Source organism: Cellulomonas xiejunii, assembly GCF_024508315.1.
GTDB classification, from domain to species: Bacteria; Actinomycetota; Actinomycetes; order Actinomycetales; family Cellulomonadaceae; genus Cellulomonas; species Cellulomonas xiejunii.
The window spans coordinates 1,947,986-1,973,044 of record NZ_CP101987.1; the positions used below are offsets into that span (position 1 = coordinate 1,947,986).

At 73.6% G+C, this 25,059-nt stretch carries 18 protein-coding genes; 15 read left to right on the forward strand and 3 right to left on the reverse strand.

The features are described 5' to 3' along the window. Positions 1-216: 216 nt before the first annotated feature. Positions 217-1,635, forward strand: a complete 1,419-nt coding sequence (locus tag NP048_RS08915; protein ID WP_227578642.1) for an MFS transporter — start codon at positions 217-219, stop codon at positions 1,633-1,635. Further along, on the forward strand, positions 1,635-5,774 hold the full coding sequence (locus tag NP048_RS08920; RefSeq protein ID WP_227578643.1) for a bifunctional nitrate reductase/sulfite reductase flavoprotein subunit alpha: 4,140 nt from the start codon (positions 1,635-1,637) through the stop codon (positions 5,772-5,774). Before NP048_RS08915 ends, NP048_RS08920 begins: the two co-directional genes overlap by 1 nt. 107 nt (positions 5,775-5,881) lie before the next feature. On the opposite strand, the gene NP048_RS08925 is transcribed toward NP048_RS08920, so the two are convergent. Beyond that, positions 5,882-7,456 (reverse strand): molybdopterin-dependent oxidoreductase, encoded by a 1,575-nt coding sequence (locus tag NP048_RS08925; RefSeq protein ID WP_227578644.1) that lies wholly within the window; start codon positions 7,454-7,456, stop codon positions 5,882-5,884. 293 nt (positions 7,457-7,749) lie between these two features. On the opposite strand from NP048_RS08925, the gene NP048_RS08930 reads away from it, so the two are divergent. Further along, positions 7,750-8,970 carry an amidohydrolase family protein gene (locus tag NP048_RS08930; RefSeq protein WP_227578645.1) on the forward strand — a complete coding sequence of 407 codons (1,221 nt, stop codon included), beginning with the start codon at positions 7,750-7,752 and terminating at the stop codon, positions 8,968-8,970. Between the two features lie 43 nt (positions 8,971-9,013). Here NP048_RS08930 and NP048_RS08935 read toward each other — a convergent pair whose 3' ends face one another. Both NP048_RS08935 and NP048_RS08940 read right to left on the reverse strand, forming a co-directional pair. Beyond that, on the reverse strand, positions 9,014-9,682 hold the full coding sequence (locus NP048_RS08935; RefSeq protein WP_227578646.1) for a GntR family transcriptional regulator: 669 nt from the start codon (positions 9,680-9,682) through the stop codon (positions 9,014-9,016). Positions 9,683-9,692: 10 nt separating this feature from the next. Next, entirely contained in the window at positions 9,693-10,682 is a 990-nt protein-coding gene (locus NP048_RS08940) for an ornithine cyclodeaminase family protein (RefSeq protein WP_227578647.1), read from the reverse strand. A gap of 237 nt (positions 10,683-10,919) precedes the next feature. On the opposite strand from NP048_RS08940, the gene NP048_RS08945 reads away from it, so the two are divergent. The 12 genes from NP048_RS08945 (at position 10,920) to NP048_RS09000 (ending at position 24,915) form a co-directional block, all read left to right on the forward strand. After that, positions 10,920-11,840: an ABC transporter permease gene (locus NP048_RS08945; RefSeq protein ID WP_227578648.1), complete on the forward strand. Its 921-nt coding sequence runs from the start codon at positions 10,920-10,922 to the stop codon at positions 11,838-11,840. Further along, complete coding sequence (locus NP048_RS08950; RefSeq protein WP_227578649.1) at positions 11,837-12,730, forward strand: ABC transporter permease; 894 nt, start codon at positions 11,837-11,839, stop codon at positions 12,728-12,730. The genes NP048_RS08945 and NP048_RS08950 overlap by 4 nt, the downstream gene beginning before the upstream one ends. Beyond that, a complete protein-coding gene (locus tag NP048_RS08955) occupies positions 12,727-13,779 on the forward strand; it encodes an ABC transporter ATP-binding protein (protein ID WP_227578650.1) in 1,053 nt (350 codons plus the stop codon). The genes NP048_RS08950 and NP048_RS08955 overlap by 4 nt, the downstream gene beginning before the upstream one ends. Beyond that, complete coding sequence (locus tag NP048_RS08960) at positions 13,776-14,807, forward strand: ABC transporter ATP-binding protein (RefSeq protein WP_227578651.1); 1,032 nt, start codon at positions 13,776-13,778, stop codon at positions 14,805-14,807. Before NP048_RS08955 ends, NP048_RS08960 begins: the two co-directional genes overlap by 4 nt. Next, positions 14,804-16,333, forward strand: a complete 1,530-nt coding sequence (locus NP048_RS08965; RefSeq protein ID WP_227578652.1) for an ABC transporter substrate-binding protein — start codon at positions 14,804-14,806, stop codon at positions 16,331-16,333. Before NP048_RS08960 ends, NP048_RS08965 begins: the two co-directional genes overlap by 4 nt. A 95-nt stretch (positions 16,334-16,428) precedes the next feature. Then, entirely contained in the window at positions 16,429-17,862 is a 1,434-nt protein-coding gene (locus NP048_RS08970; protein ID WP_227578653.1) for an amidohydrolase family protein, read from the forward strand. A gap of 25 nt (positions 17,863-17,887) precedes the next feature. Next, positions 17,888-18,622: an aspartate/glutamate racemase family protein gene (locus NP048_RS08975; protein WP_227578654.1), complete on the forward strand. Its 735-nt coding sequence runs from the start codon at positions 17,888-17,890 to the stop codon at positions 18,620-18,622. 204 nt (positions 18,623-18,826) lie between these two features. After that, on the forward strand, positions 18,827-21,385 hold the full coding sequence (gene nirB / locus NP048_RS08980) for a nitrite reductase large subunit NirB (protein ID WP_227578655.1): 2,559 nt from the start codon (positions 18,827-18,829) through the stop codon (positions 21,383-21,385). After that, positions 21,382-21,801 carry a nitrite reductase (NAD(P)H) small subunit gene (locus tag NP048_RS08985; protein WP_227578656.1) on the forward strand — a complete coding sequence of 140 codons (420 nt, stop codon included), beginning with the start codon at positions 21,382-21,384 and terminating at the stop codon, positions 21,799-21,801. The genes nirB and NP048_RS08985 overlap by 4 nt, the downstream gene beginning before the upstream one ends. Beyond that, positions 21,798-23,066, forward strand: coding sequence for a uroporphyrinogen-III C-methyltransferase (gene cobA, locus NP048_RS08990; RefSeq protein ID WP_227578657.1), 1,269 nt, complete (start codon positions 21,798-21,800; stop codon positions 23,064-23,066). The genes NP048_RS08985 and cobA overlap by 4 nt, the downstream gene beginning before the upstream one ends. A gap of 8 nt (positions 23,067-23,074) precedes the next feature. Continuing rightward, complete coding sequence (locus NP048_RS08995) at positions 23,075-24,184, forward strand: uroporphyrinogen-III synthase (RefSeq protein ID WP_227578767.1); 1,110 nt, start codon at positions 23,075-23,077, stop codon at positions 24,182-24,184. Next, positions 24,181-24,915, forward strand: coding sequence for a sirohydrochlorin chelatase (locus NP048_RS09000; RefSeq protein ID WP_227578658.1), 735 nt, complete (start codon positions 24,181-24,183; stop codon positions 24,913-24,915). Before NP048_RS08995 ends, NP048_RS09000 begins: the two co-directional genes overlap by 4 nt. Positions 24,916-25,059 lie beyond the last annotated feature (144 nt).

Consider the following 25,059-nt stretch of genomic DNA (forward strand, 5'->3'; position numbering starts at 1 on the left):
ACGTCCGCGACCTGCCGTCCTCACACGTGGCGACCCAGGGCTGTGCGGGGAACGTTCGCGGAGGGTTACGCGGACGGGCGAACGGGTGAAACACGGCATCCCTATCCTCGGATGCGACGCCGGCACCTCGCGGCGACGCCCCGCCGGGCAGCGACCCGCACCGACGCCCGAACCCGCGCGCCCCTCCCGCACGCGGCCCGACGCCCGGAGGCTCCCGTGACCCAGAACCCGACGACCCCCGCACCGCAGGAGGCGACCGCCTCGCCACCGACCACCGTCGACCACGGGCCCGGTGCCGTCGTCCTGACCCCACCCGGGACCGCACCCGAGCTCGTCCGCCACCGCGGCCGCTGGCTGCACGGCTGGGACCCCGAGGCCACCGACCAGTGGCAGGCCGTCGGTCGCGCCGTCGCGCGTCGCAACCTCGTCCTGTCGATCTTCGCCGAGTTCCTCGGGTTCGCCGTGTGGGCGCTGTGGAGCATCGTCGTGCCGCAGCTCCCGGAGGCGGGCTTCGCGCTCACGCCCGACCAGATGTTCTGGCTGATCGCCGTGCCCTCGCTCGTCGGGGCGACGCTGCGCATCCCGTACACGTTCGCGGTCCCGGTCTTCGGTGGCCGCAACTGGACGATCGTGTCCGCACTGCTGCTGCTCGTACCGACCGGTGCGCTCGCGTGGGCCGTCCAGCGGCCGGACCTGTCGTTCACCGTCCTGCTGGTCGTGGCCGCGCTGGCCGGCGTCGGCGGCGGCAACTTCGCCTCCTCGATGGCGAACATCTCGTTCTTCTACCCCGAGCGGGAGAAGGGACGCGCGCTGGGCCTCAACGCCGCCGGCGGCAACATCGGAACGGCGGCGGTGCAGCTCGCGGTGCCGCTGGTGATCGTCATCGGCGCGGGCGTGCACCTCGAGCGCGCCGGTCTGATGTTCGTGCCCCTCGCCGTCCTCGCCGCGGTGCTCGCGTGGCGGTACATGGACAACGTCAAGGACGCCGCGACCGACCCGCGGGCCTACGGCTCGGCGGCCCGCCAGAAGCACACGTGGGTCATCTCGTTCATCTACATCGGCACGTTCGGTTCGTTCATCGGGTTCTCGGGCGCGTTCCCGACGCTGCTGAAGAACGAGTTCCCCGGCATGACGCTGTCGATCGCGTTCCTCGGCGCACTGGTCGGGTCCGTCGCCAGGCCCGCGGGCGGCATCCTGGCCGACCGGCTGGGTGGGGCGCTCGTGACGGTCGTCGCGTTCGCCGTCATGGCCGCGGGGACGGTGTCGGCGATCTTCGCCCTGCGCTCGGGGTCGTTCGGCCTGTTCTTCGGCTCGTTCCTCCTGCTGTTCCTCGCGACGGGCGCGGGCAACGGCTCGGTCTACCGCATGATCCCGGCCGTGTTCCGGCACGGTGCGGGCGACGCTGCCGACCGCGCGCGGCGCGCCAAGGTCGCCGCCGGGTGCATCGGCATCGCCGGGGCCGTGGGAGCCGTCGGCGGGTTCCTCATCCCGCGCGGCTTCGCCGTCTCGACCACGGCGACCGGGGGGATCGAGACCGCGCTGTGGGTGATCGTCGCGATGTACGGCGTCATGGCCGCCACGACGTGGGTCGTGTACGGCCGCCGCGGCTCGGCGTTCGGCGACGCCCTCATCTGATGACGCTCACGACGACCGCGCAGCACGAGCGCACGGCCGCGACCCAGGTCGCGACCGTGTGCTCGTACTGCGGCGTGGGCTGCGGCATCGTGCTCGACGTCGGTGACGACGGCGCGGTGCGCCGCGCGAGCGGCGACCGGTCGCACCCTGCCAACGCCGGGCGCCTGTGCACCAAGGGCGCGACGAGCGCCACGATGCTCGCCGCGGGCGGGCGGCTGACGACCGCGCTCGTGCGCACCGAGCGCGGCACGGAGCCCGTGCCCGTCGACGTCGACGCGGCGATCGCCACCGTCGCGCACCGGCTGCGCGAGATCCTCGACCGCGACGGCCCCGACGCGGTCGCCCTGTACGTGTCCGGGCAGATGAGCATCGAGGCCCAGTACCTGGCCAACAAGCTCGCCAAGGGCTTCTGGCGCACCAACCAGATCGAGTCGAACTCCCGGCTGTGCATGGCGAGCGCCGGCACGGGCTACAAGCTGTCGCTGGGCTCGGACGGCCCGCCGGGCTCCTACGAGGACCTCGACCACGCGGACGTGTTCCTGCTGGTCGGCGCGAACATGGCGGACTGCCACCCCGTGCTGTTCCTGCGGCTGCTCGACCGGGTGAAGGCGGGCGCGAAGCTGATCGTCGTCGACCCGCGCCGGACCGCGACCGCCGACAAGGCCGACCTGTTCCTGCAGGTGCGCCCCGGGTCGGACCTCGCGCTGCTCAACGGGCTGCTCCACCTGCTCGCCGAGGCCGGTGCGGTCGACCAGCAGTTCGTGGCCGAGCACACCGAGGGGTGGGACCGGATGCCGGCGTTCGTCGCCGACTACCCGCCGGACGTCGTCGAGCAGCTCACGGGCGTGCCCGCGGCGGACCTGCGCGCCGCGGCCGACCTGATCGCCGGGGCGGGGGACTGGGTGTCCTGCTGGACGATGGGCCTCAACCAGTCGACGCACGGGACGTGGAGCACCAACGCGCTGGTCAACCTCCACCTGGCGACCGGTGCGATCGGTCGGCGGGGGAGCGGGCCGTTCTCCCTGACGGGGCAGCCCAACGCCATGGGCGGGCGGGAGATGGGGTACATGGGACCCGGCCTGCCCGGGCAGCGCACCGTGCAGGACCCCGAGGACCGCGCCTTCTGCGAGGACCTGTGGGGTCTGCCCCGCGGGACGATCCGGGCCGACGGCGTCGGGACCGGCACGATCGACATGTTCCGGCGCATGGCCGACGGCGACATCCGGGCGTGCTGGGTGATCTGCACCAACCCCGTGGCGTCCGTCGGCAACCGCCGCACCGTCATCGAAGGGCTGGAGCGCGCCGAGCTCGTCATCACGCAGGACGTGTTCGCCGACACCGAGACCAACGCCTACGCGGACGTCGTGCTGCCCGCGGCCATGTGGTCGGAGGCCGACGGCGTCATGGTGAACTCGGAGCGCACCATGACCCTCGCGCGTCGCGCGCTGCCCGCGCCGGGTCAGGCGCTGCCGGACTGGGAGCTCGTCGCCCGGGTGGCGACCGCCATGGGCTACGAGGGGTTCGCGTACGGCTCGTCGCAGGAGGTCTTCGACGAGCTGCGGCAGGCGTCCAACCCGCGCACGGGCTACGACCTGCGCGGCGTCACGTACGACCGGCTGCGCCGCGAGCCCGTGCAGTGGCCCTGCTCGTCACCCGAGGCGCCCGCGCGCAACCCTGTGCGCTACCTCAACGACGGCGAGCACCGGCCGCTCCTCACGCAAGCCGACGGCACCCGCCCGCGCCTGGCCTTCGCGACACCCACGGGGCGGGCGGTCTTCCACGCGCGCCCGCACGCCGACCCGGCCGAGACGCCCGACGACGACCACCCCTTCTGGTTCACGACCGGTCGCGTGCAGCACCAGTGGCACACGATGACGAAGACGGGCAAGGTGCCGGCGCTCACCAAGCTCGAGCCCGGGCCGTTCGTCGAGGTCAACCCGCAGGACGCGGCACGCCTGGGAGTCGCGGACCGCGCGCCCGTCGAGGTCGCGTCACGCCGGGGGCGCGCCGTGCTGCCCGTCGTCGTCACCGATCGCGTGCCGCCCGGCACCTGCTTCGCGCCCTTCCACTGGAACGACGTCTTCGGCGAGTACCTGGCCGTCAACGCCGTCACCAACGACGCCGTCGACCCGCTGTCGTTCCAGCCCGAGCTCAAGGCGTGCGCGGTCGCGCTGACCCCCGTCGTGGTCCTGACGCCCGACGACGCACCGGCTCCGGCCGTCGCGACGTTCGACGGCCCGGCGACGATGCGCGCGCTCGCGGCCGCGCTCGGCGTCGAGGAGGTCGACCCGCCCGCGCTCGGCGACGACGAGCGCCGCTACCTCGCGGGCTTCCTCGCCGGTCTCGGGGGAGGACCTGCCGGCACACCGGTGCTGCCCGCGACAGCACCGTTGCGGCAGGACCACGCGCTGTGGGTCGACGGCGTGCTGGCCGGCATGTTCTCGCGGGCGCCGCGGATGCCGGCGCCCGCGGCGGCGACCCGCACCGTGACGGTCCTGTGGGCCTCGCAGACCGGGGCGGCGGAGGACGTCGCACGGACCGTCGCGCACCGGCTCACCGACGCTGGGTGCGCACCGCGCGTCGTCTCGATGGACGACGCTCTCGACGACCTGCCGCGGCACGCCGACGTCATCCTGGTCACCAGCACGTTCGGTGACGGCGACGCCCCCGACAACGGCACGGCGCTGTGGGAGCTGCTCGCCGACCCGCAGGCACCGTCGTTCTCCGGCGCGCGGTTCGCGGTGCTCGCGCTCGGCGACCCGGCCTACGACCGCTTCTGCGGGCACGGGCGCCGTCTCGACCACCGGCTCGCCGAGCTGGGGGGACACCGCCTCGTCGAGCGGCTGGACCGCGAGCCCGGTGACGACGACGCCGTCGAGCGGTGGCTCACGACCCTCGTCGAGGCGCTGGTGGGCGGACCGGGGGCCGGGGCCGCGGGCGGCACCGCACCCCGCAGCCCGGTGACGAGCGTGCCTCGCGAGGCCCCGCGGGAGGCTGCCGCGACGCGTGCCACGCGCGCGGCACCGGGTACCGCGCGCCTCGTCGGGCGCCGTCGTCTCGGCGAGCCCGGGTCGGCCAAGGAGGTGCGTGAGATCCTGCTCGACACGTCGTCCAGCCCGCTGCCCGTGACCTACCAGGCGGGTGACGCGCTGGCGGTGCGGCCCGTGACACCGCTCGCGCTCGTCGACGAGTGGCTCACCGTCACCGGCCTGGACGGCGACAGCCCCGTCGTGCTCGACGGCGTCGTCAGCCCGCTGCACGACGTGCTGCGCACCGGTCTCGACCTGGGCCACCCGGCACCCGCCCTGCTGCGCTTCGTCGCGGAGCGCGCCGCGGGCAACGCCGGTGCCGACCTGCGACGCCTGCTGCGCAGCGAGAACCGGCACGACCTCGCGGCGTGGACGTGGCACCGCGGGGTCGTCGACGTCGTGGCGGAGCACCGCGTCCTGGCCACGGCCCAGGAGTGGGTCGACGCGCTGCGCAGGCTGCAGCCCCGCGCGTACTCGATCTCCTCGAGCCCGCTGGTCGACCCGCTGCGCGTGCGACTGACGGTGTCGGTCGTGCGCTACACGAGCTCGACGGGACGCCCGCGCGGCGGCACGTGCTCGACCTTCCTCGCGGACGCACCGCCGGACGCCGAGGTCGCGGTGCACGTGCAGCCGAGCGCCCACTTCCACCCGCCGAGCGACCCGACGGCACCGGCGGTCATGATCGGCCCCGGGACGGGCGTGGCACCGTTCGTCGGCTTCCTCGCGGAGCGGGAGGCGGCGGGCCACACCGGCCCGAGCTGGCTGGTCTTCGGTGAGCAGCACGGGGCGACCGACTTCTGGTACCGCGAGGAGCTCGAGTCCTGGCGCGAGCGGGGCGTGCTGACACGTCTCGACACGGCGTTCTCCCGGGACCAGCGGCAGAAGGTCTACGTGCAGGACCGGCTGCGCGAGCGCAGCCCGGCTGTGTGGGACTGGCTCGAGCGCGGCGCGCACGTGTACGTCTGCGGCGACGCGGCGCGCATGGCACCGGACGTCGACGCCGCCCTGCGCGACGTCGTCCAGCGCCACGGAGGTCTGGACGCGTCGGCCACGGCCGCGTACGTCAAGCGGCTCACCGCCGAGCGCCGCTACGCCCGCGACGTCTACTGACCGAGCCACCGCACCACCCGCTGCCGCACCCGGGCTCGCGAGACCGCGGCGGGTCGGACCGGGGTGGTGGTGGGCCACCGGCGGAGGACCGCCAAGGCGTCGAGGCGTCAGGTGACGGTGACGGTGAGCGTGTCGTAGCCGCTCGCGCCGTCGGGCACCACAGCGGTGGGGACGCCCGTCTGTGGGCCGTCGGGGTCCCACGCGCGCACCGCCAGCAGGTGCTCACCGGTCGGGGCGTCGCGCCAGGCCCAGCGCCACTGCCGCCACGTGTCGATGCCCCCGTCGGCGGCGAGGTCGCAGTCCTGCCACGGCCCGTCGTCGACGCGCACCTGGACGCGTTCGACCCCCCGGTGCTGGGCCCAGGCGGTGCCGGCGACCACGACGTCGCCCGCAGGCACGTCGGCACCCGGGCGGGGGACCTCGATGCGCGACTGCGTCTTGACGGGGCCGCGCGGCCACCAGCCGCGCGTCGTCCAGTACGCCTCCGCGCGCTCGAAGCGCGTGACCTCGAGCTCGGTGACCCACTTGGTCGCCGACACGTAGCCGTACAGCCCGGGCACGACCAGGCGCACGGGGAAGCCGTGCTCCGGCGGCAGCGGCTCACCGTCCATCGCGATCGCGAGCAGCGCGTCCCGGTCGTCGGTGAACGCCTCGATCGGCGTCGACGCGGTGAACCCGTCGACGCTGCGCGACAGGACCATGTCGGCGTCGGGTGCCGGCACGGCACGGGCGAGCACCTCGCGGACGGGCAGCCCGAGCCAGCGCTGGTTGCCCACGAGGCCCCCGCCGACCGGGTTCGACACGCACGCGAGGGTCACCCAGGCCTCGACGAGGTCGCTCGCGAGCAGCTCGTCCCAGCCGATCTCGACCTCCTGCTCGACCATGCCGTGCACGCGCAGCCGCCAGCGTGCGGGGTCGACCTGCGGCACGACGAGCGCGGTGTCGATGCGGTAGAAGTCGCCCGGCGGCGTGGCCCACGGCTCGACGCCCTCCACGCCCACGGACACCGCGGCCGGTGGTACCGGGGCAGGCCGGGTGGCCACCGGGAGCCGCAGTGCCTCGCGGACCGCCTCGGCACCGCGCGCGCCCGCGGTGACGACGCGGCCGACCACTGCGCCGAGCACACCGAGGGTCGCGACGAGCGCCGTCGCGCGCAGGAAGGCGCGCCGGTCCGGTCCAGCGTCGACCGGCCGGTCCGTGCGGCCCGTCGGCGGCGTCGGGAGCCGGCCGACGAGCGCGCGCATGGCGAACAGCCCGGCGGCGGCACCGGCGAGCGCGGGCACCGGTGCCAACGGGCCGGCGTCGGGGCGCGTGGTGGCGGCTAGTGCGGCCAGGCCGCCCAGCGCGACGACGAGGACCGCACCCCACGTCCACGACCGCCGTGCCAGGACGCCTGCCAGCGCCGCCAGCGCGGCGAGGACCAGCACCTCGCCGATGCCGAGCGCGAACTTATCGGCGGTGCCGAGCACTGCGACGGCCCAGTCCCTGAGCCACCCCGGGGTGGCGTCGACGAACGCGGACCCCACTGCCACGAGCGGGTCGCTGGACGGTCCGGCGACGAGGGTGAGGAGCGTACCGGTCCCGACCGTGACGGCGCCTGCCGCGGCGCCGGCGAGGCCGGCGGCAGCGTCGTCCCTCGAGATCCGCAACCGGCCGCGCTGCCCGACCGTGGGGGCGGTCATGCGCGTCACGATAGGTGGCCCGTCACCGGCCCGCCAGCGCCGAGCTGTCCCAACCCAGGCCGCGGGTCGGGGACGCGCCCGGGCGGCTGGACGGTCACGCGTCCTCGTGCGGGACACCCCGGCGCGGGTGGTCCACCGGTCATCCTCGCCCCGCGGCGCCACGGCGGGTCTCTCGTCCGACCGAGCAGCCCTGCACATCGCGGCCGGGGCGAGATGTCGTCTACGAGGCGAGCCGCCTGTCGCGCGCAGGCTCTGTTCACGTCGCCGAAACGCACGATCGGTAGACAGAACGCGTGAACCGCGTCGTCATCATCAACGTCCGCCCATGGGGCGGCCCCGCCAGCGACGTCGTAGTGACCGACGGCGTCGTCGCCGCCGTCACCGCCCACGAGCCCGCGCGGGCTCCGGCGCCCGATGATGTGGCCGGAGACGGCAGGATCCTGCTGCCGTCCTTCAGCGACGTGCACGTGCACCTGGACTCGACGCTCGTCGGTCTGCCGTTCCGGCCGCACAGCGTGCCGTCGACCCGCACCTTGTGGGACTGCGTGATGAACGACCGCCGCAACTGGCGTAGCGCAGGTGCCGGCGTCGCCGAGCGTGCCGCCACGACGCTGGGGCGTGCGATCGGGCACGGCTTGACGCAGGCGCGCTCCTACGCCCAGGTCGACGCGGATTGCCGCCTCGAGCGCCTCGAGGGCGTCCTGGCGGCCCGCGACGAGCATGCAGCTCGCGCTGAGGTGCAGGTCGTCGCCTTCCCGCAGGCCGGGTTGCTCCTGGAGCCCGGTGTCCCCGACCTCATGCGCGCAGCCCTCGAGATGGGTGCCGACGTCATGGGTGGGATCGACCCGTGCAGCCTCGACCAGGACCCGGTTGAACACCTCGACATCGTCTTCGACCTGGCACAACGTCACGACGTCCCGGTGGACATCCACCTCCACGAGGCGGGGGAGCTCGGTCTGTTCTCGACGAGGCTCGTGCTCGAGCGGGTCCGGGCACTGGGGATGGCCTCGCGGGTCACGCTGGCCCACTCGTTCGCGCTGGGGCAGTCACCGCTGGACCAGGTGCGCCCCGTGCTCGACCGTCTCGCGGAGCTCGACGTGGCCGTGACGACGGTCGCCCCGGGGCCCCGCGAGGGTCTGCCGCTGCTCGAGCTCGTCGCACGTGGCGTCCGTACAGGGCTGGGGCAGGACGGGCAGCGCGACTACTGGTCGCCGTACGGCACGACCGACATGCTCGACCGCACCTGGCAGCTGGCCTTCACGCAGGGCTGGAACGCGGACGAGCTCATCGAGCACGCGCTCGCGGTCGCCACCGTCGGCGGGCGTTCGGTCGTCGACCCGTCCTCGAGGCGTCTGACGTCCGTGACGGACCGGCCCGGCGTGGACCCGGGCGACCCCGCCGACCTCGTGCTGGTCCAGGGCGACACACCGACCGCAGCGGTCATGGATCGCCTCGGAGGGCGCACCGTGCTGCGTGCCGGCCGCGTCGTCGCCCACGACGGCGTGCTCGTCTGACGAGTCGACCCCGCGGCCCGGGCACCCGCCCGGGCCGCACCTCTCATGCGGGCAGCAGTGCGTGCATCGCCGCCAGGGACGGCTCACGGCCGGTCTCGATGTGGGCGTAGGTGAGCGTCTCGGCCAGCCGCACGTTGCCCAGTCTGACGGCGCCCACGATCGCGGAGTGCTCGCTGCACGCGACGTCGTGGTCCCTGTGGGCCGTGAGGAAGAACAGCCACGACATGCGGGCACTGATCCTGCGCATGAGGCCGTCCATGAGCTGGTTCCCCGCGGCGGCCACCAGCGCCTGGTGGAACCGCACGTTGGCCTCGGCGATGCCCAGCTCGTCACCCGCACGCATCTCGTCGATCGACCGCTCCAGGGATCTCTGGAGCTCGGCGACACCATTGAGCCGGCGAGCCGCCAGCCCCGCTGCGCTGGTCTCGAGGGCGAGACGGGCGTCGAACAGGTCGTGCACCGTGCCTGGTGCCCAGGAGGAGACCACCGCGCTGCGGCGGTGTGTGGTCACGACGAGGCCGTCCGCGGCGAGGCGGGACAGCGCCTCGCGCAACGGGATGCGCGACACCTGCAGCTCGTCGGCGAGGCGCTGCTCGGGCAACCGCGAGCCCTGGGGGAAATCACCGAGGATGATCCGTGCGCGAACGGTGTCGTAGATCCGCGCCGCGAGCGAGGTGTCCACGGCCCCGTCGTCATCGTCCGTCAGCGACATGGCCGTGATCCTAGGCAGCCGTCGTCGGTGCGACACCTGCGCCGGCGGCCAGGCGGTCGAGGAGGAGGCGGACAGCGGCCAGGTCCTGGAGTGCGACGCCGATCGAGCTGTGGACGGTGACCTGGTCGCGGCTCGTCCGCCCCGGATGGTCGCCGGCGACGATCGCGCCGAGCTCGACGAGCCGGTCGGCGGACATTCCGGCCCGCAGCGCCTGAGCGACGGTGTGGGACTCGGCGCTCGCGATGGCGACGTCGTCGACGGCCACGACGTCGGCACGCATCAGCACCTCGCCCGTCACCTCCTGGTAGCCCGGGCGCGGGGGAGAGCCGACCGCGGCGACGTGGATCCCGGGACGCAGGTCGCCGACATCCAGGAGCGGCGCGGTCGACGGCGTCACGCAGAAGACAACGTCGGCCTCGGCCGCGACGAGCGCAGGCGACGCGACAGCGCGTGCCGGCGTGCCGTCACGTGCGACGCGTGCGACCAGGGCGTCGGCGGACTCCCGCGTCCGCGACCAGACCACCACCGCGTCGAGTGTGAACCGCTCGCGCGCGGCGCGCACGTGCTCCTCAGCGAGCGGGCCCGCTCCGAGGACGCCGAGCACGCGGGAGCCCGGCCGGGCGAGGTGCGACGCGGCGAGCACCGTCGCCGCTGCCGTCCGGACCCGGGTGAGCGTGCGCCCGTCGACGAGCACGAGGCACTCACCGGTCGCGGTGGAGTACGCCGAGACGACCGAGCGCTGCGCGGGGTCGCCCGCCCTGCGGCGCGCAGGGGCGTCGAGGAGCGTCTTGACGACCGTGATGTCCCCGTCGCAGGCCGACATGAGGACGTGCCGAGGGCGCTCCGGCCCGAGGTCGTCATGGCCGGGCACCGCGAGAGCGACGGGTAGCGGCTGCGTGATGCGGCCGGCGTGGTGCCCGGCGTGGGCCGCTGCCAGAGCCGTGATGACGTCCTCCGGTGCGAGGAGGGCCTCGCAGAGCTCGGGCTTGATGGTCAGCACGTCGGCCTCCTGGTGAGCGGCGAGCTTCTTGTATACCAGAGCCGCCGAATCGGGAACCGGCCTCTGCGCCCTCCTGCTCACCCTCATCTCCCTGAAACGCCTTTCATCGCCCCATCGCCTCACTTTGGACGCGTTCGAGAGTTCACCTGCCGTTTACGAACGACGACGCTACCGAAACACGTGGCGGCGATTCTGTATACCGAACGGCTCAGAGTTGTCGCCCGGGAGGTGAACACGGTGATCCGGTACCTTGCTCGACGTGGGGCCCAGGCCCTCGCCACCATCTACGCGGTGGTGACGCTCGCGTTCGTCTTCGGACGGTTGAGCGGCAGCCCGGCCGTCCTCATCCTCGGTGAGAACGCCTCCCCGGAGCAGATCGCGGCACTGGACGCCGAGCTCGGTTTCGACAGGCCCGTCACGGAGCAGTACCTCGCCTACCTCGGCGGCGTCCTGCGGGGCGACTTCGGGGCCTCGTACCGGGAGCGGGGCACGTCGTCGATGGATCTCGTGCTCGAACGGCTGCCGCTGTCCCTGCACCTCGGCGCCTGGGGCCTCGGGCTCGGGCTCGCGCTCGCGTTCCTCGTCGTCCTCGTCACGCACCTGACCGGCTGGTGGCCGCTGCGGACCGTGGCGCTGGCGCTCGGGTCGATGCGCCAGTCCACGCCCGACTTCTTCTTTGGGCTGCTGCTCGTCATCGTCCTCGCCGTCCAGCTCGGTCTGCTGCCGTCGCTGGGGGCGAGCGGCCCGGCCGCGCTGGTGATGCCGGCCCTGACCATCGCAACCGGTCAGTTCGTGGTCTACGCGCGGTTGCTGGACAACTCCCTCGTTGCCCAGAGCTCCATGGACTACGTGCGCACCGCGCGGGCGCGCGGTGAAGGACACTCGCGGGTCCTGCTCGGCGAGGTGCTGCCAAACGCGCTGCTCCCGGTCATGACCGTGGCCGGGATCAACCTCGGAACGTTCCTGGGAGGACTCGTGATCGTCGAGAACGTCTTCGCCTGGCCCGGGCTCGGCCAGCTCATGCTGAGCTCGGTGTACGCCCGGGACTTCCCCGTCGTGCAGTCGGCACTCGTGGTCGTGGCCCTGCTGTTCGTCGCCGCGAACCTCCTCGTGGACCTGGTCTCCAGCCTGGTCGACCCCCGGGTGAGGCTGCGATGACCGCCACCGTCACGAGCGCCGCCACCGTTGTGGCGCCGACCGCGTCCGTCCGCCGGCGCCGCGGCACCCGCTGGACGGCTCTGCAGCTCACCGGGCTCGCGATGGTCGCGACCGTCGTCCTCTTCACGGCGCTCTACCCGCTGCTGCCGCAGTTCGACCCCTACGGCCAGGAGCTCGCCTCGAAGCTCCTGCAGCCGGGCAGCGCCGACCACCCCCTCGGGACCGACGCCCTCGGACGGGACACGGCCAGCAGGCTCGCCCTCGCCGGCCGCGTCACCCTCGCCATCGTGCTCGGCATCATCGTCGCGAACTGCCTCATCGGGATCGTCGTGGGCATGACCGCGGGCTACCTCGGTGGACGGGCCGACAACGTGCTCATGGGCGTCGCCGACATCCAGCTCGCGCTGCCCGTCATGCTCGTCCTCATCGCCCTCGCGGCGGTGTTCGCCCCCAGCGTGTGGCTCATGGTGGGCGTGCTCGCCGCCACCTACTGGGTCGGGTACGCCCGCGTGGCGCGGTCCGTCGCCATGGGGCTCGCGGGACGGGACTTCGTCCTCGCGCCGAAGATCCTCGGCGCCAGGGTGACGTGGATCCTGCGCAAGCACGTGCTGCCGGGCGTCGCCACGCAGGTGCTCATCATCGCGACGACCGACCTCGGTGCCGTCATCCTCCTGACCGCCTCATTCGACTACCTCGGCCTGGGCGTCCAGGCGCCGGTACCCAGCTGGGGCTCGATGGTCGGGGACGGTCAGGCCTACCTCCGGCAGGCGCCCTGGGTCGTCCTCGTCCCCGGCATCTGCATCTTCCTGATGGTCACCGGCGCCAACCTCATCAGCCAGCGGTTCACCCACGAGAGCACGCCGTTACGTCGTCGGAAGGCGCGGTCATGACCACTGCCACCACCTCCCCGCCCTCGCAGGCGCAGGACGCGACCGGCAGGCCGCTGCTCGACGTCCGCGGCCTGACGGTGGGCTACACCGACGCCGACGGACGCGACGTCGTGCTCGTCGACGACGTCTCCTTCAGCGTGCAGCCGGGCGAGGTCGTGTGCCTCGTCGGCGAGTCCGGGTCCGGCAAGAGCGTGACGTCGCTGGCCGTCATGGGCCTGCTCGCCGACCCGCTCGAGGTCCGGGGTGGCTCCATCCTCTTCCGGGGACGTGATGTCCTCGCGATGTCGCAAGCCGAGTGGCGGGCCATGCGGGGCAAGGACATGGCCATGGTCTTCCAGGACCCGATGACCGCGCTGAACCCTGTGCGCCGGGTCGGCACGCAGATCGGGCGGGCCCTGGCCGTGCACGACCGCGGGCTGTCGCGGTCCGCGCGGTCGCGCCGCGTCGTCGAGCTGCTCACGTCCGTCGGTGTGCCGCAGCCGGCCGCGCGGGCCAAGGGGTACCCGCACGAGTGGTCGGGCGGGATGCGCCAGCGGGCCGTCATCGCGATGGCCATGGCGAACGCCCCTCAGCTGCTCGTCGCGGACGAGCCGACCACCGCGCTGGACACCACCGTGCAGGCCCAGGTCATGGACACCCTGTCGCGAGCCCGGGAGGGCGTCGGGGCCTCCATGGTGCTCATCACGCACGACTTCGGGCTCGTGGCCCAGGTCGCCGACCGTGTCGCGGTCATGTACTCCGGGCGGATCGTCGAGCAGGGCACCGTGTGGGACATCTTCGACCGGCCGCGGCACCCCTACACCGCGGGCCTGCTCGCGAGCATGCTCCGGGGCCCGGCGACCGGGGAGCGCGCGTACGCGATCCCTGGCGCGCCACCCCTCCCCACGGCGCGCGGCACGGGGTGTGCGTTCGCACCGCGCTGTGCGAACCCGGCAAAGGACCCGCGCTGCACGTCGCAGGTCCCCGAGCTCGTGGTGACGGTCGCGGGTCACCCTGCGGCGTGCCACCACCTCGACGCACCCACCGACCTCACCAGGAGGGTCTCGTGAAGGCTGCGCTCAGCCGGCTCGAGGAGAGCCGGGACGTCCTGCTCGTCGACGACCTGCACGTTCACTTCACCGTCCGCACCCCTCGCGGGCGGCGGACGCTGCGCGCCGTGGACGGCGTCAGCCTGCGGCTGGCACGGGGGGAGACCCTCGGGCTGGTCGGGGAGTCCGGGTGCGGCAAGTCGACGCTGGTCCGGACGATCTTCGGGATCAACGCGCCCGCCTCCGGGAGGGTCGAGGTGCTGGGGTCCGAGCTTGCGCGCCTCACGCCGCGGAGTCGCCGCGCCGTCCGCAACCGCATGCAGCTGGTCTTCCAGGACCCGTACTCGTCCCTCGACCCGCGCATGTCCGCGCACGACATCGTGGCCGAGCCGCTCCGCATCGTGAAGCGGTACTCCCGCGCAAGGGTCGTGGATCTGCTGGAGGGCGTCGGTCTGAGTGCTGACGTCATGGACAGGCGGCCCGGGGAGTTCTCCGGCGGGCAGCGGCAGCGCCTCGGTATCGCTCGGGCCCTCGCGCTCGACCCGGACGTGCTGGTGCTGGACGAGCCGGTCTCGGCACTCGACGTCTCGGTCCAGGCCCAGGTCATCAACGTGCTCGAAGAGCTTCAGGAGCGCCTCGGCCTCGCCTACCTCTTCATCGCGCACGACCTGTCGGTCGTCCGCCACATCAGCGACCGGGTCGCCGTCATGCACCTGGGCAAGATCGTCGAGACCGGTCCCACCGAGGAGGTCTTCGCCCGCCCGATGCACCCGTACACCCGGGCGCTGCTGGCCGCGGCGCCGGTGCCGGACCCGCGGGCGCGCGGCGGCCACATCGCCCTGGTCGGCGAGCTGCCGGACGCGACCGCGACACCGTCCGGCTGCTCGTTCCGCACCCGGTGCCCGATCGCCGACGAGGTCTGCGCCACCGTCGATCCGACGCTCGGCCCTGCTCGCTCCGACCACATGTTCGCGTGCCACCGCGCCGAGCTTTCCCTGACCACCGTGGCTCCACGCCTCTCCTCCCGCCCAGAAAGCAGGTCCTCATGAGAACGACCCGTGCCACCCTCGCCGGCCTGGCGGTCGGCGCAGCCCTCGCGCTCACCGCGTGCGGGACGACGACCACTTCGTCGGCGAACAGCAGTGCGTCCGGGGCGTCGATCGTCGTCGCCCAGGTCACCGAGCCCGACACGATCCCGGACCCTGTGGTCGACGGCTCACTCGCGGGATACAACTACTACTACAACGTGTTCGACCGTCTCGTGATGCTGGACGCCGACGGCGCCCTGCAGCCGCAGCTGGCGACCGGCTGGGAGTCGAACGAGGACTTCACGCGGTGGACGTTCACCGTGCGGGACGACGTCACATTCCACGACGGCAGCGCGCTGACGGCCGCCGACGTGGCCTTCACGTACCAGCAGATCCTCGAGAGCCCGGAGTCCCAGCTCCTCGAGTACATGCAGGTCCTGGAATCGGTGAGCGCGAGCGAGGACGGCTCGGCGGTGGTCTTCGACCTCAACGCGCCGTTCTCCCCGTGGCCCTCCATCACCACGGCCGTCTCGATCGTCCCGCAGGCGGTGTACGAGGACCTCGGCTCCGAGGCGTTCGCGGAGAGCCCGGTCGGCAGCGGCCCGTTCTCCTTCGTGTCCCGCACCCGTGGGGTCGAGTACGTCGTCGAGCGGTACGACGACTACTGGGGCGGTGCGCCGGAGGTCGAGCGCATCACCTTCCAGACGGTGGCCGACGAGGACGCGCGCCTCAACGGCGTGCTGTCGGGCAGCATCGACGTGGCCCTCGTGTCACCGAGCCAGGTGGCCGGCGTGGAGGGGGACAGCGCGATCGACCTCGAGAGCCTCATCTCCAACGGCGTGACGTTCCTGGGCGTCAACACGCAAGCCGGTGCGCTCCAGGACCCGCTCGTGCGCAAGGCGATCGTGCACGCGATCGACCGTGAGTCGATCGTCGAGAACGTCCTGGCCGGCAGCGGCTCGGCGACGAGCCAGATCGTCGCCGAGAGCGTCACCGGGTTCGCGCCGTCCGTGGGGGTCGCGGAGTACGACCCGGACCTGGCCCGCTCGCTGCTCACCGAGGCCGGTTACGCCGGTGAGCCGATCGCGTTCGAGTACGCCACCGACGGACGCATCCCGCTGTCCACGGAGGTCGCCCAGGCGATCCAGGGTTTCCTGCAGGACGTCGGCATCAACGTGACGATGACCGGGATGGACCAGGCCAGCCTGTCGGGTCGGATCTACGGGACGATGGACATGAAGGGCCTGTTCCTCAACACCTGGGCGCCCTCCACCATGGACGGTGACATGCCGGCGACGAACATGTTCGCCGGCGGCGCCAACGACTACACGAAGTCCGCCGAGACGGCGACTCTCGTGGCCACGCAGCGCACGGTCAGCGGCGAGGAGCGTGTCGCGGTCTTCGCCGAGCTCGCGGCCCTCAACATCGACCAGGGTCTGCTCATCCCGCTGTACTCCCCGCAGACCGTCTACGCGATCGACCCCGCTCTCGGGTGGACCCCGCGCGTCGACGGGCTCTACGCGTTCGCGGACACGTCCGTCGAGTGACGCGTCGTACGTCGGCCGAGGTGCCCCTCGGCACCCCGGCCGACGTGCCGTCCCGCCTGCCGACGCCTCTGGCACCATCGCCCAGGAGACCACCGATGAAGATCGTGTACGGACGCACAATCGTGACGATGGACCAGCAGCGTCGGGTGCTGGACGACGCGGCGGTCGTCGTCGACGAGGGCCGCATCGTCGACGTCGGGCCGCGCTCGCGGATCGACGTCGAGCACTCGGACGTCGCGGAGCGGATCGGGGGACCGTCCTTCGCGGTGATCCCGGGCCTCGTCGACGCCCACGGGCACGCGGGTCACAGCCTGCTCAAGACCCTCGGGGCCGACCGGCCGGACGTGTGGATGGACGTCGTCACGCCGTTCTACTTCGCACGGACCACCGAGGAGTACTGGTACCTCGACGGCCTCCTCTCGGCCATGGACCGGCTGGGCAACGGTGTGACGACGTCCGTGAGCGTCATGGGGTCGCGCCCCCGTGCCGACCAGACGGTCTTCAGCGCCGCCCACGCCCGCGGCTACGCCGAGGTCGGCGTCGCCGACGTCATCGGCATCGGGCCTTCCGGGAACCCGTTGCCCCATCCGACGGCCGTCCCCGACGGTGACGGCTGGCAGAGTCGGACGAGCAGCCTCGCGGACATGATCGACGTCACGGAGGCGGTGATCCGTGAGCTCGACGGCACGCGGGACGGTCTGACACGCGTCTTCGTCACTCCGTTCACCATCGTCCCGTCGCTGTACCCCTCCGGCCCGTCGACGCCACACCGGGCGGTCCGCCTCACCGACGCCGACCGTGCGCACGGTGCGGCCGTGCTCGACCTCGCCCGTCGGACGGGCACCCGGATCCACTCCGACGCCTTCGGGGGCCATGTGCGACTCGCGTTGCAGGATCCCGACACCGCCATCCTCGGGCCGCACGTCCACCTGCAGCACGGCGTCGGGCTCGACGCCGAGGAGATCACGATGCTCGCGGCGACGGGTACGCACTTCTCGCACGCCCCCGGTGGGCTGGTCGACGTGCCGTCCCTCATGGCGCAGGGCGTCGTGGTCGCCGCGACCACGGACGGCAGTGCACCGCAGCGGCCGTTCGACCTCCTGCTGGCCGCGCGCGCCGTGCGTGACGCGCACGTCGTGCGTGAGCGGGACCCCTACCTCCTCCCTCCGGGCAAGCTGCTCGAGATGATCACGGTCGACGCAGCCCGTGTGCTGGGCATGGACGACGAGATCGGCTCGATCGAGGTCGGCAAGCGGGCCGATCTCGCCCTCATCGACGTGGAGAGCCCGCACCTGACGCCCTGGTGGATGCCCGTGCACCGGATCGTCGGGCAGGCCAGCGGCCGCGACGTCCACACGGTCCTCGTCGGCGGCGAGGTCCTCCTCGAGGCCGGCGTGCCGACAAGGGTCGATGCGCCCGCGGTGGTCGCCGAGGCGCAGCGCGTGGCCGTCGGGCACGTCGTCGCCGCCGGTCTGCAGTCCCACCTGACGGAGCCCGGCTGGGGTCAGGTGCGCCGTGTCTTCGCCTGAGCGGCGCAGTACCGGCGGACGGGCCATGCGCATCGCCGTGGTCAACTGCAACACCTCCGAGGCGATGACCGCGGAGATCGGTGAGGGTGCCCGGGCCGCGGCCGCGCCCGGGACCGAGATCCTTGCGCTGCAGCCGTCCTGGGGCCCCGTCTCGGCCGAGGGCTTCTACGACAGCTTCATCACCGCGGCCGCGGTCCTCGACCTGCTCACGACCGTGCGGGACGTCGACGCGGTCGTCATGGCCGGGTTCGGCGAGCACGGCAGGGAGGGCGCCCGCGAGCTCCTGGACGTCCCGGTCGTCGACATCACCGAGGCGGCCGCCATGCAGGCCTTGCTGCTCGGGCACCGCTACGGCATCGTCACGACCCTGCCGCGGGTGCGTGGGCAGATCCACGACAGCCTCGTGACGGCGGGGCTCGCCGCGCGCTGCGCCGCGATCGAGGCGACCGATCTCCCGGTCCTGGCCGTCGGCCAGGACACCGACCGGACGATCGAGGCGTTCGTCGAGGCGGGGACCCGGGCGCTGGCGGCCGGTGCCGACGTGCTCTGCCTCGGGTGCGCCGGGTTCACGGCGGTGCGGCAGGAGGTGTCCCGGGCGCTGGACGTGCCCGTCGTCGATGCCGTGACGGCAGGCGTGTCGATGGCCGAGGCGCTCGTCGGCACGGGCCTGACCACGAGCAAGGTGGGCCCGTACGCGCTTCCGCTGGTCAAGACGCGGCGGGGGTGGCCGGTCCACTCATCGACCGGGGCGCGCAACTGAGATCCGGCCGTCGCCCCCGCGAGGAGTGCGGAGGCACGGCCGGCGTGCGGGCTCACATCGACGCGCCCGGGGGTGAGAGGGAAAAGTTCCGGGGCCGAAACGGGTCCGGGTGCCTGCCCGAAACGGCCGGTTCGTAGCGTCGTCGACACGTCCCACCCCCGCGCTCGCCCGCACGGACCGCGCCGGATCGCACCAGGAGGCCCCATGGACCCCCGTCACCTCGTCGTCGTCGGCGGCGGCATGGTGGCGCAACGCCTCGTCGAGGCGCTGCGCGACCGCGACACCACCGGGGCGTGGCGGGTGACGGTCCTGGCCGAGGAGCCGCGTCGCCCGTACGACCGCGTCGCCCTGACCAGCTACTTCTCCGGGCGCACGCCCGAGGACCTCGCGCTCGGGGACCCGGCGCTGTGGGACGACCCGCTCGTGACCCTCGTGCGGGGGGACAAGGCGGTCGCGATCGACCGGGCCGCGCGTGCGGTCACGGCGCAGTCCGGCCGGACGTTCGGCTACGACCACCTCGTCCTGGCGACCGGGTCGTTCGCGTGGGTGCCGCCGATGGAGGGTGCGGACCTCGACGGCGTGTTCGTGTACCGCACGCTCGACGACGTCGCCGCGCTGCGGGGTTACGTCACCGACCTCGCAGCGGAGCGGTCCGTGCGCGGCGTCGTGCTCGGCGGCGGGCTGCTCGGTCTGGAAGCGGCGGGTGCGCTCGACGCGCTCGGCGCCCGCCCGACGGTGCTGCAGGTCGACACGCACCTGATGTCCGCGCAGGTCGACCTCGGCGGCGGCGAGGCGCTGCGTCGCCTCGTCAACCGCCTCGGCATCGGTGTGCGCACGCAGTCGATGACGACGCGGGTCGTGCCGCACCGGCGCGGCGGCGTGGGCCGGGTGGAGCTGGCCGACGGCACGCGCCTCGACGCCGACGTCGTCGTGGTGGCCGCGGGCGTGCGGCCGCGGGACGAGCTCGGCCGCGACTGCGGGCTGCCGATCGGCCCGCGCGGCGGGGTCGTCGTCGATGACACCTGCCTGACGGACGACCCGCACGTGTCCGCGGTCGGGGAGGTCGCCTGCATCCGGGGTGCCTGCATCGGCCTGGTCGCCCCCGGATACACGATGGCGGAGGTGACGGTCGACCGGCTGCTCGGCGGCGGTGCGGTCTACCCCGGCGCCGACACGGCCACCAAGCTCAAGCTCGCCGGGGTGGACGTCGCCAGCTTCGGGGACGCATTCGCGCGTACCCCCGGCGCGCTCGAGGTCGTGTGGGCCGACCCGGTGGGCGGGGTGTACAAGAAGCTCGTCATGTCCGACGACGCCCGCACCCTGCTGGGTGGGGTGCTCGTCGGCGACGCCTCGGCGTACGCGAGCCTGCGCCCCATGGTCGGCCGCGAGCTGCCCGGCGACCCCGCCGCGTTCCTGCTGCCGGAGGGGGGAGCGGGCGCACCGGACCTCGAGCTGCCCGACGACGCGAGCGTCTGCTCGTGCAACAACGTCTCCGCCGGTGCGATCCGCCACGCGGTCGCCGAGGACGGCTGCCACGACCTCGGCGCCGTCAAGGCGTGCACCCGGGCCGGCACCAGCTGCGGGTCGTGCCTGCCGCTGGTGAAGAAGCTCATGGCCACCGAGCTCGGCAAGCTCGGCGTCACCGTCAGCAGCGCGCTGTGCGAGCACTTCACCCTGTCACGTGCGCAGCTCTACGACGCCGTCCGGGTCGCAGGTCTGCGTACCTTCACCGAGGTCGTCGAGCGGTTCGGCACCCACGGGCGCGGCTGCGACATCTGCCGTCCCGCCGTCGCGTCCATCCTCGCGACGACCGCCCCGGCGCACGTCCTGGACGGTGAGCGGGCGACGCTGCAGGACACGAACGACCACGTGATGGCGAACCTGCAGAAGGACGGCTCGTACTCGGTCGTGCCCCGCATGGCGGGTGGCGAGGTGACCCCCGAGGGGCTCATCGCGGTCGGGGAGGTCGCGCGCGACTTCGGTCTGTACACGAAGATCACCGGCGGTCAGCGCGTCGACATGTTCGGGGCCCGCATCGACCAGCTCCCGCTGATCTGGCGCCGGCTCGTCGACGCCGGCTTCGAGTCCGGGCACGCGTACGGCAAGTCGCTGCGCACCGTGAAGTCGTGCGTCGGGTCGACGTGGTGCCGGTTCGGCGTGCAGGACTCCGTCGCCCTGGCCGTGATGCTCGAGCTGCGGTACCGCGGCCTGCGCTCACCGCACAAGATCAAGCTGGGCGTCTCGGGGTGCGCGCGCGAGTGCGCCGAGGCCCGCGGCAAGGACGTCGGTGTCATCGCGACCGACAAGGGCTGGAACGTCTACGTCGGCGGCAACGGCGGGTTCACGCCGCGGCACGCCCGGCTGCTCGCCGAGGACCTGGACACCGAGGCCCTCGTGCGGACGATCGACCGCTTCCTGCTGTACTACGTGCGCACCGCCGACCGGCTGCAGCGCACCGCCCCCTGGATCGAGGAGGTCGAGGGCGGGCTCGACGGCGTGCGGGCGGTCGTCCTGGAGGACGCCCTGGGGATCTGCGCCGACCTCGACGAGCAGATGGCGAGGCACGTCGAGGACTACGAGGACGAGTGGCGCGCGACGCTCGACGACCCGGAGAAGCTCAAGCGGTTCGCCTCGTTCGTCAACGCGCCCGACGTCCCCGACCCGTCCCTGGCCTACGTCCCCGAGCGCGGCCAGGTGCGCCCCGCCTCCGCCGACGAGCGCGCCGTGCTCGTCGCCGGCACCACCCTGGAGGTCCGGTCATGACGACGCTCGACGAACGTGCCACGACGTGGCTCACCGTGTGCCGGCTCGACGACCTGGCGCGTGAGCGCGGTGCGGCCGCCCTCGTCCCGGACGAGATCGCCGGCGCACCCGTGCTCACGCAGGTCGCCCTGTTCCGGCTGCTCGACGACACCGTGCTGGCCGTGCAGCACCACGACCCGTTCAGCGACGCGCACGTCATGGCGCGCGGCATCGTCGGCACACGGCGGGTCGACGGGCAGGACGTGCCCACGGTCGCCTCACCCATGCACAAGCAGGTGTTCGACCTGCGGACCGGCGCGTGCCTCGACCCCGCCGGCAAGCAGCCCGTCGTCGGCTGCGCGCCGGACCTGCGGACCTGGACCGTGCAGGTCGCGGACGGCGACGTGCGGGTCGCCGTCGGCGGGGGCACCGCGTGACCACGCTGCTCGGTGTCGAGCTCACCGACCGCCCCGTGCTCGTGGTCGGCGGGGGACCGGTTGCGGCCCGGCGCGCCGAGGCGCTCGCGGACCAGGGTGCGCGCGTCCACGTCGTCGCGCCGCACGTGTGTGAACCGCTCGCGGACCTGGTCGTCGCGGGTCGGGCGCGGTGGTCGGACCGTGAGGTGATCGAGACCGACCTCGACGACGTCTGGCTGGTCCACACGGCCACGGGCGAGCGGACCACGGACGCCGCGGTCGTCGGGTGGGCCACCGCGCGCCGCGTGTTCTGCGTGGACGCGGGTGGGCCGCGCCGGCCCGCGGCCGGGACCGCACGCACGCCCGCGACGGCGCGCGCCGGCGACGTGCTGGTGGGTGTCGTGTCGACGACGGGCGCCGACCCGCGTCGCACCGTGCAGGTGCGCGACCGGTTGGCCGCGCACCTGCGGGCCGGTGACGTCGACCTGCGGCGCCGGCGTGCGGCAGCGGACCGCGGTCGGGTCGTCCTGGTCGGTGGCGGCCCCGGTGACGTCGGTCTGCTGACGGTCGCGGGGCGGCGCGCGCTGGCCGAGGCCGACGTCGTCGTCGCCGACCGGTTGGGCCCCACCGACGTGCTCGACGAGTTGCCCGCCGACGTCGAGGTCATCGACGTCGGCAAGTCGCCCGGTCACCACCCGGTGCCGCAGGACGAGATCAACCGGATCCTCGTCGAGCACGCGCAGCGCGGGCGCCTGGTCGTGCGGCTCAAGGGCGGGGACCCGTTCGTGTACGGGCGTGGCGGCGAGGAGGTGGTCGCGTGCCGCGCCGCGGGTGTTCCCGTGACGGTCGTCCCCGGCGTGAGCAACGCGTTCGCGGCGGCTGCGGCCGCCGGGATCCCCCTGACCCACCGTGGCGTCGTGGGCGCCGTGCACGTCATGAACGGGACCGACGGGTGGTCCGCCGCCGCGCTGACCGGCCTGCGCGACCGATCGTGCACGGTGGTCGTCCTCATGGGTGTCGCGGCGCTGCCCGGGCTCGTGCGTGACGCCCTGAGCGGCGGCGTCGACCCCGAGGTCCCCGTGGCCGTCGTCGAGCAGGCCACCCTGCCGGACCAGCGTGTGACGAGGGGGGCCCTCCACGAGGTCGCGGCGCTGTGCGGCGCGCGCGGGGTGCGCTCGCCGGCCGTCGTCGTGATCGGCGAGGTCGCCCGTCCAGGGCTCCTCGACGTCCCGCAGGGCGAACCCGTGGACGCCCTGTCCCCGGACCCGGCGAGAATGGGCGCGTGACGGGGCAGATGATCGACCAGACGCTGGCCGGTTGCGTCGTGCTCGTCACCGCCGACCGTCGGGCCTCCGAGCTGAGCGCCGCCCTCGAGCGCCGCGGTGCCACCGTGCGGCACGCGCCCGCGCTCGGCATGGTGCCGCACACCGACGACGCACTGCTCCTCGAGCGCACGCGCGACCTGCTGGCCGACCCGCCGGACACCGTCGTGGTGACGACCGGCATCGGGTTCCGCGGCTGGATCGAGGCCGCCGACGCCGCGGGCGTCGCCGACCGCCTGCTCGAGGTCCTCGCGGCGACCCGCATCGTCGCGCGCGGTCCCAAGGCGCGCGGCGCCATCCAGGCCGCCGGTCTGAGCGCCGACTGGGTCGCGGAGTCCGAGACGAGCGCCGAGATCGGCGAGACGCTCCTGGACGAGGGCGTCGCGGGCCGCGACATCGTCATCCAGCACCACGGCGCCGGCGGGGACGGGCTCGACGAGGCGTTCGCGCTCGCCGGTGCCCGGGTGCGCAGCGTCGTCGTGTACCGCTGGGGCCCGCCCCCGGACCCCGCGCTGGTCCGGGAGTCCGCGCGTGCGGTCGCGGAGGGCGAGATCGACACGGTCGTCTTCACGTCCGCGCCCGGCGCCGCGGCGTGGGTGTCCGCGGCGCAGGACGCGGGCGTCCTCGACGGCGTCGTGCGTCGGCACGCGTCGGGCGGGGTCGTGTTCGCGGCCGTCGGACCTGTGACGGCCAGGCCGCTGATCGAGGCGGGGATCGACCCGCTGGTGCCGGACCGGGGGCGGCTCGGGTCGCTCGTGCGGGCCGTCGTGACGCACTACGGGGGCATCGAGGCGCTCGACACGGTGGCGGGCCCGCTGCGGGTCCGGCGCGGCGCGGCGGTGCTCGACGGCCGGGTCCTGCCGCTGTCCCGCACGGGCCTGGAGGTGCTGCGGCTGCTCGCGCACGCGCGCGGCTCGGTGGTGCCGCGCGACCGTGTGCTCGCGGCGCTGCCCGGGGTATCGTCCGACCCGCACGCGGCCGAGGTCGCGATCGCACGGCTGCGGGACGCCACCGGCAGCCGCGCGCTCATCCGCACGGTGGTCAAGCGCGGCTACCGGATCGAGCTCCAGGAGCAGTCATGACGTCCACCCCGGCGCCCGTCCTGGTGGGCTGCTCCCACGGCACCGACAGCGTCCCCGGACGCGCGGCGATCGCGTCGATCCTGCAGGACGTCGCTCTGGCGCGTCCCGACCTGGACGTGCGCGAGGCGTTCGTCGACGTGCAGCAGCCCGAGGTCGACGCCGTCGTGGCGGCAGCCGTCGGGTCCGCACCCGCCGTCGTGGTGCCGCTGCTGCTGTCGGTGGGGTTCCACGTCAAGGTCGACATCCACGGGTCGGTCGACCGCCCGGGCGCGGCTGCGGCGCGCCCGCTGGGTCCCGACCCGCTGCTCGTCGAGATCCTCGCCGACCGGCTCGCCGCGGCCGGGCTGGCTCCGGACGACGCCGTCGTGCTGGCCGCGGCCGGCTCGACCGACCCGGAGGCCGCCGACGCCGTCCGCGTCGTGGTGGCCGCGCTCGCGGCGCACCTGGCACGTCCGGTCACCGTCGGCTACGGCGCGGGCGCGCACCCGCGCGTCGCGGAGGCCGTCGCTGCGGCACGCGCCGAGCTGGCCCCGGGCGGGCGCGTGGTGATCGCCTCGTACCTGCTCGCACCCGGGTTCTTCCTCGACCGGGTGCTGGAGGCAGGTGCTGACGTGGTGACGGACGCACTGGCCCCTGATCCGCGACTCGCGACGATCGTGCTGGACCGGTACGACGCGGTCACCGCGCAGGCGTCGGCGACGTGGTCGCCCGCGGTGTCCGCGGAAGCGTGAGCAGCGCGGCGGCCACCGACGTGCTCGGGGCGTGCCGCGGCGGACGGCGAGGACCACGCGCACGACGCCGACGACGCTCACCGCGGACCGTGCCGCCACCAGGCGCAGCACGACGTGGGTGGCGAGCACCACGAGCACGGTCCC

What these genes read in the sequence shown, in the direction of transcription:
- NP048_RS08955 (WP_227578650.1), top strand. Translation starts at nt 12,727, where the DNA reads ATGACCACTGCCACCACCTCCCCGCCCTCGCAGGCGCAGGACGCGACC.
- NP048_RS08920 (WP_227578643.1), top strand. Translation starts at nt 1,635, where the DNA reads ATGACGCTCACGACGACCGCGCAGCACGAGCGCACGGCCGCGACCCAG.
- nirB (WP_227578655.1), top strand. Translation starts at nt 18,827, where the DNA reads ATGGACCCCCGTCACCTCGTCGTCGTCGGCGGCGGCATGGTGGCGCAA.
- NP048_RS08995 (WP_227578767.1), top strand. Translation starts at nt 23,075, where the DNA reads ATGATCGACCAGACGCTGGCCGGTTGCGTCGTGCTCGTCACCGCCGAC.
- NP048_RS08950 (WP_227578649.1), top strand. Translation starts at nt 11,837, where the DNA reads ATGACCGCCACCGTCACGAGCGCCGCCACCGTTGTGGCGCCGACCGCG.
- NP048_RS08925 (WP_227578644.1), bottom strand. Translation starts at nt 7,456, where the DNA reads ATGACCGCCCCCACGGTCGGGCAGCGCGGCCGGTTGCGGATCTCGAGG.
- NP048_RS09000 (WP_227578658.1), top strand. Translation starts at nt 24,181, where the DNA reads ATGACGTCCACCCCGGCGCCCGTCCTGGTGGGCTGCTCCCACGGCACC.
- NP048_RS08935 (WP_227578646.1), bottom strand. Translation starts at nt 9,682, where the DNA reads ATGTCGCTGACGGACGATGACGACGGGGCCGTGGACACCTCGCTCGCG.
- NP048_RS08970 (WP_227578653.1), top strand. Translation starts at nt 16,429, where the DNA reads ATGAAGATCGTGTACGGACGCACAATCGTGACGATGGACCAGCAGCGT.
- NP048_RS08975 (WP_227578654.1), top strand. Translation starts at nt 17,888, where the DNA reads ATGCGCATCGCCGTGGTCAACTGCAACACCTCCGAGGCGATGACCGCG.
- NP048_RS08985 (WP_227578656.1), top strand. Translation starts at nt 21,382, where the DNA reads ATGACGACGCTCGACGAACGTGCCACGACGTGGCTCACCGTGTGCCGG.
- NP048_RS08965 (WP_227578652.1), top strand. Translation starts at nt 14,804, where the DNA reads ATGAGAACGACCCGTGCCACCCTCGCCGGCCTGGCGGTCGGCGCAGCC.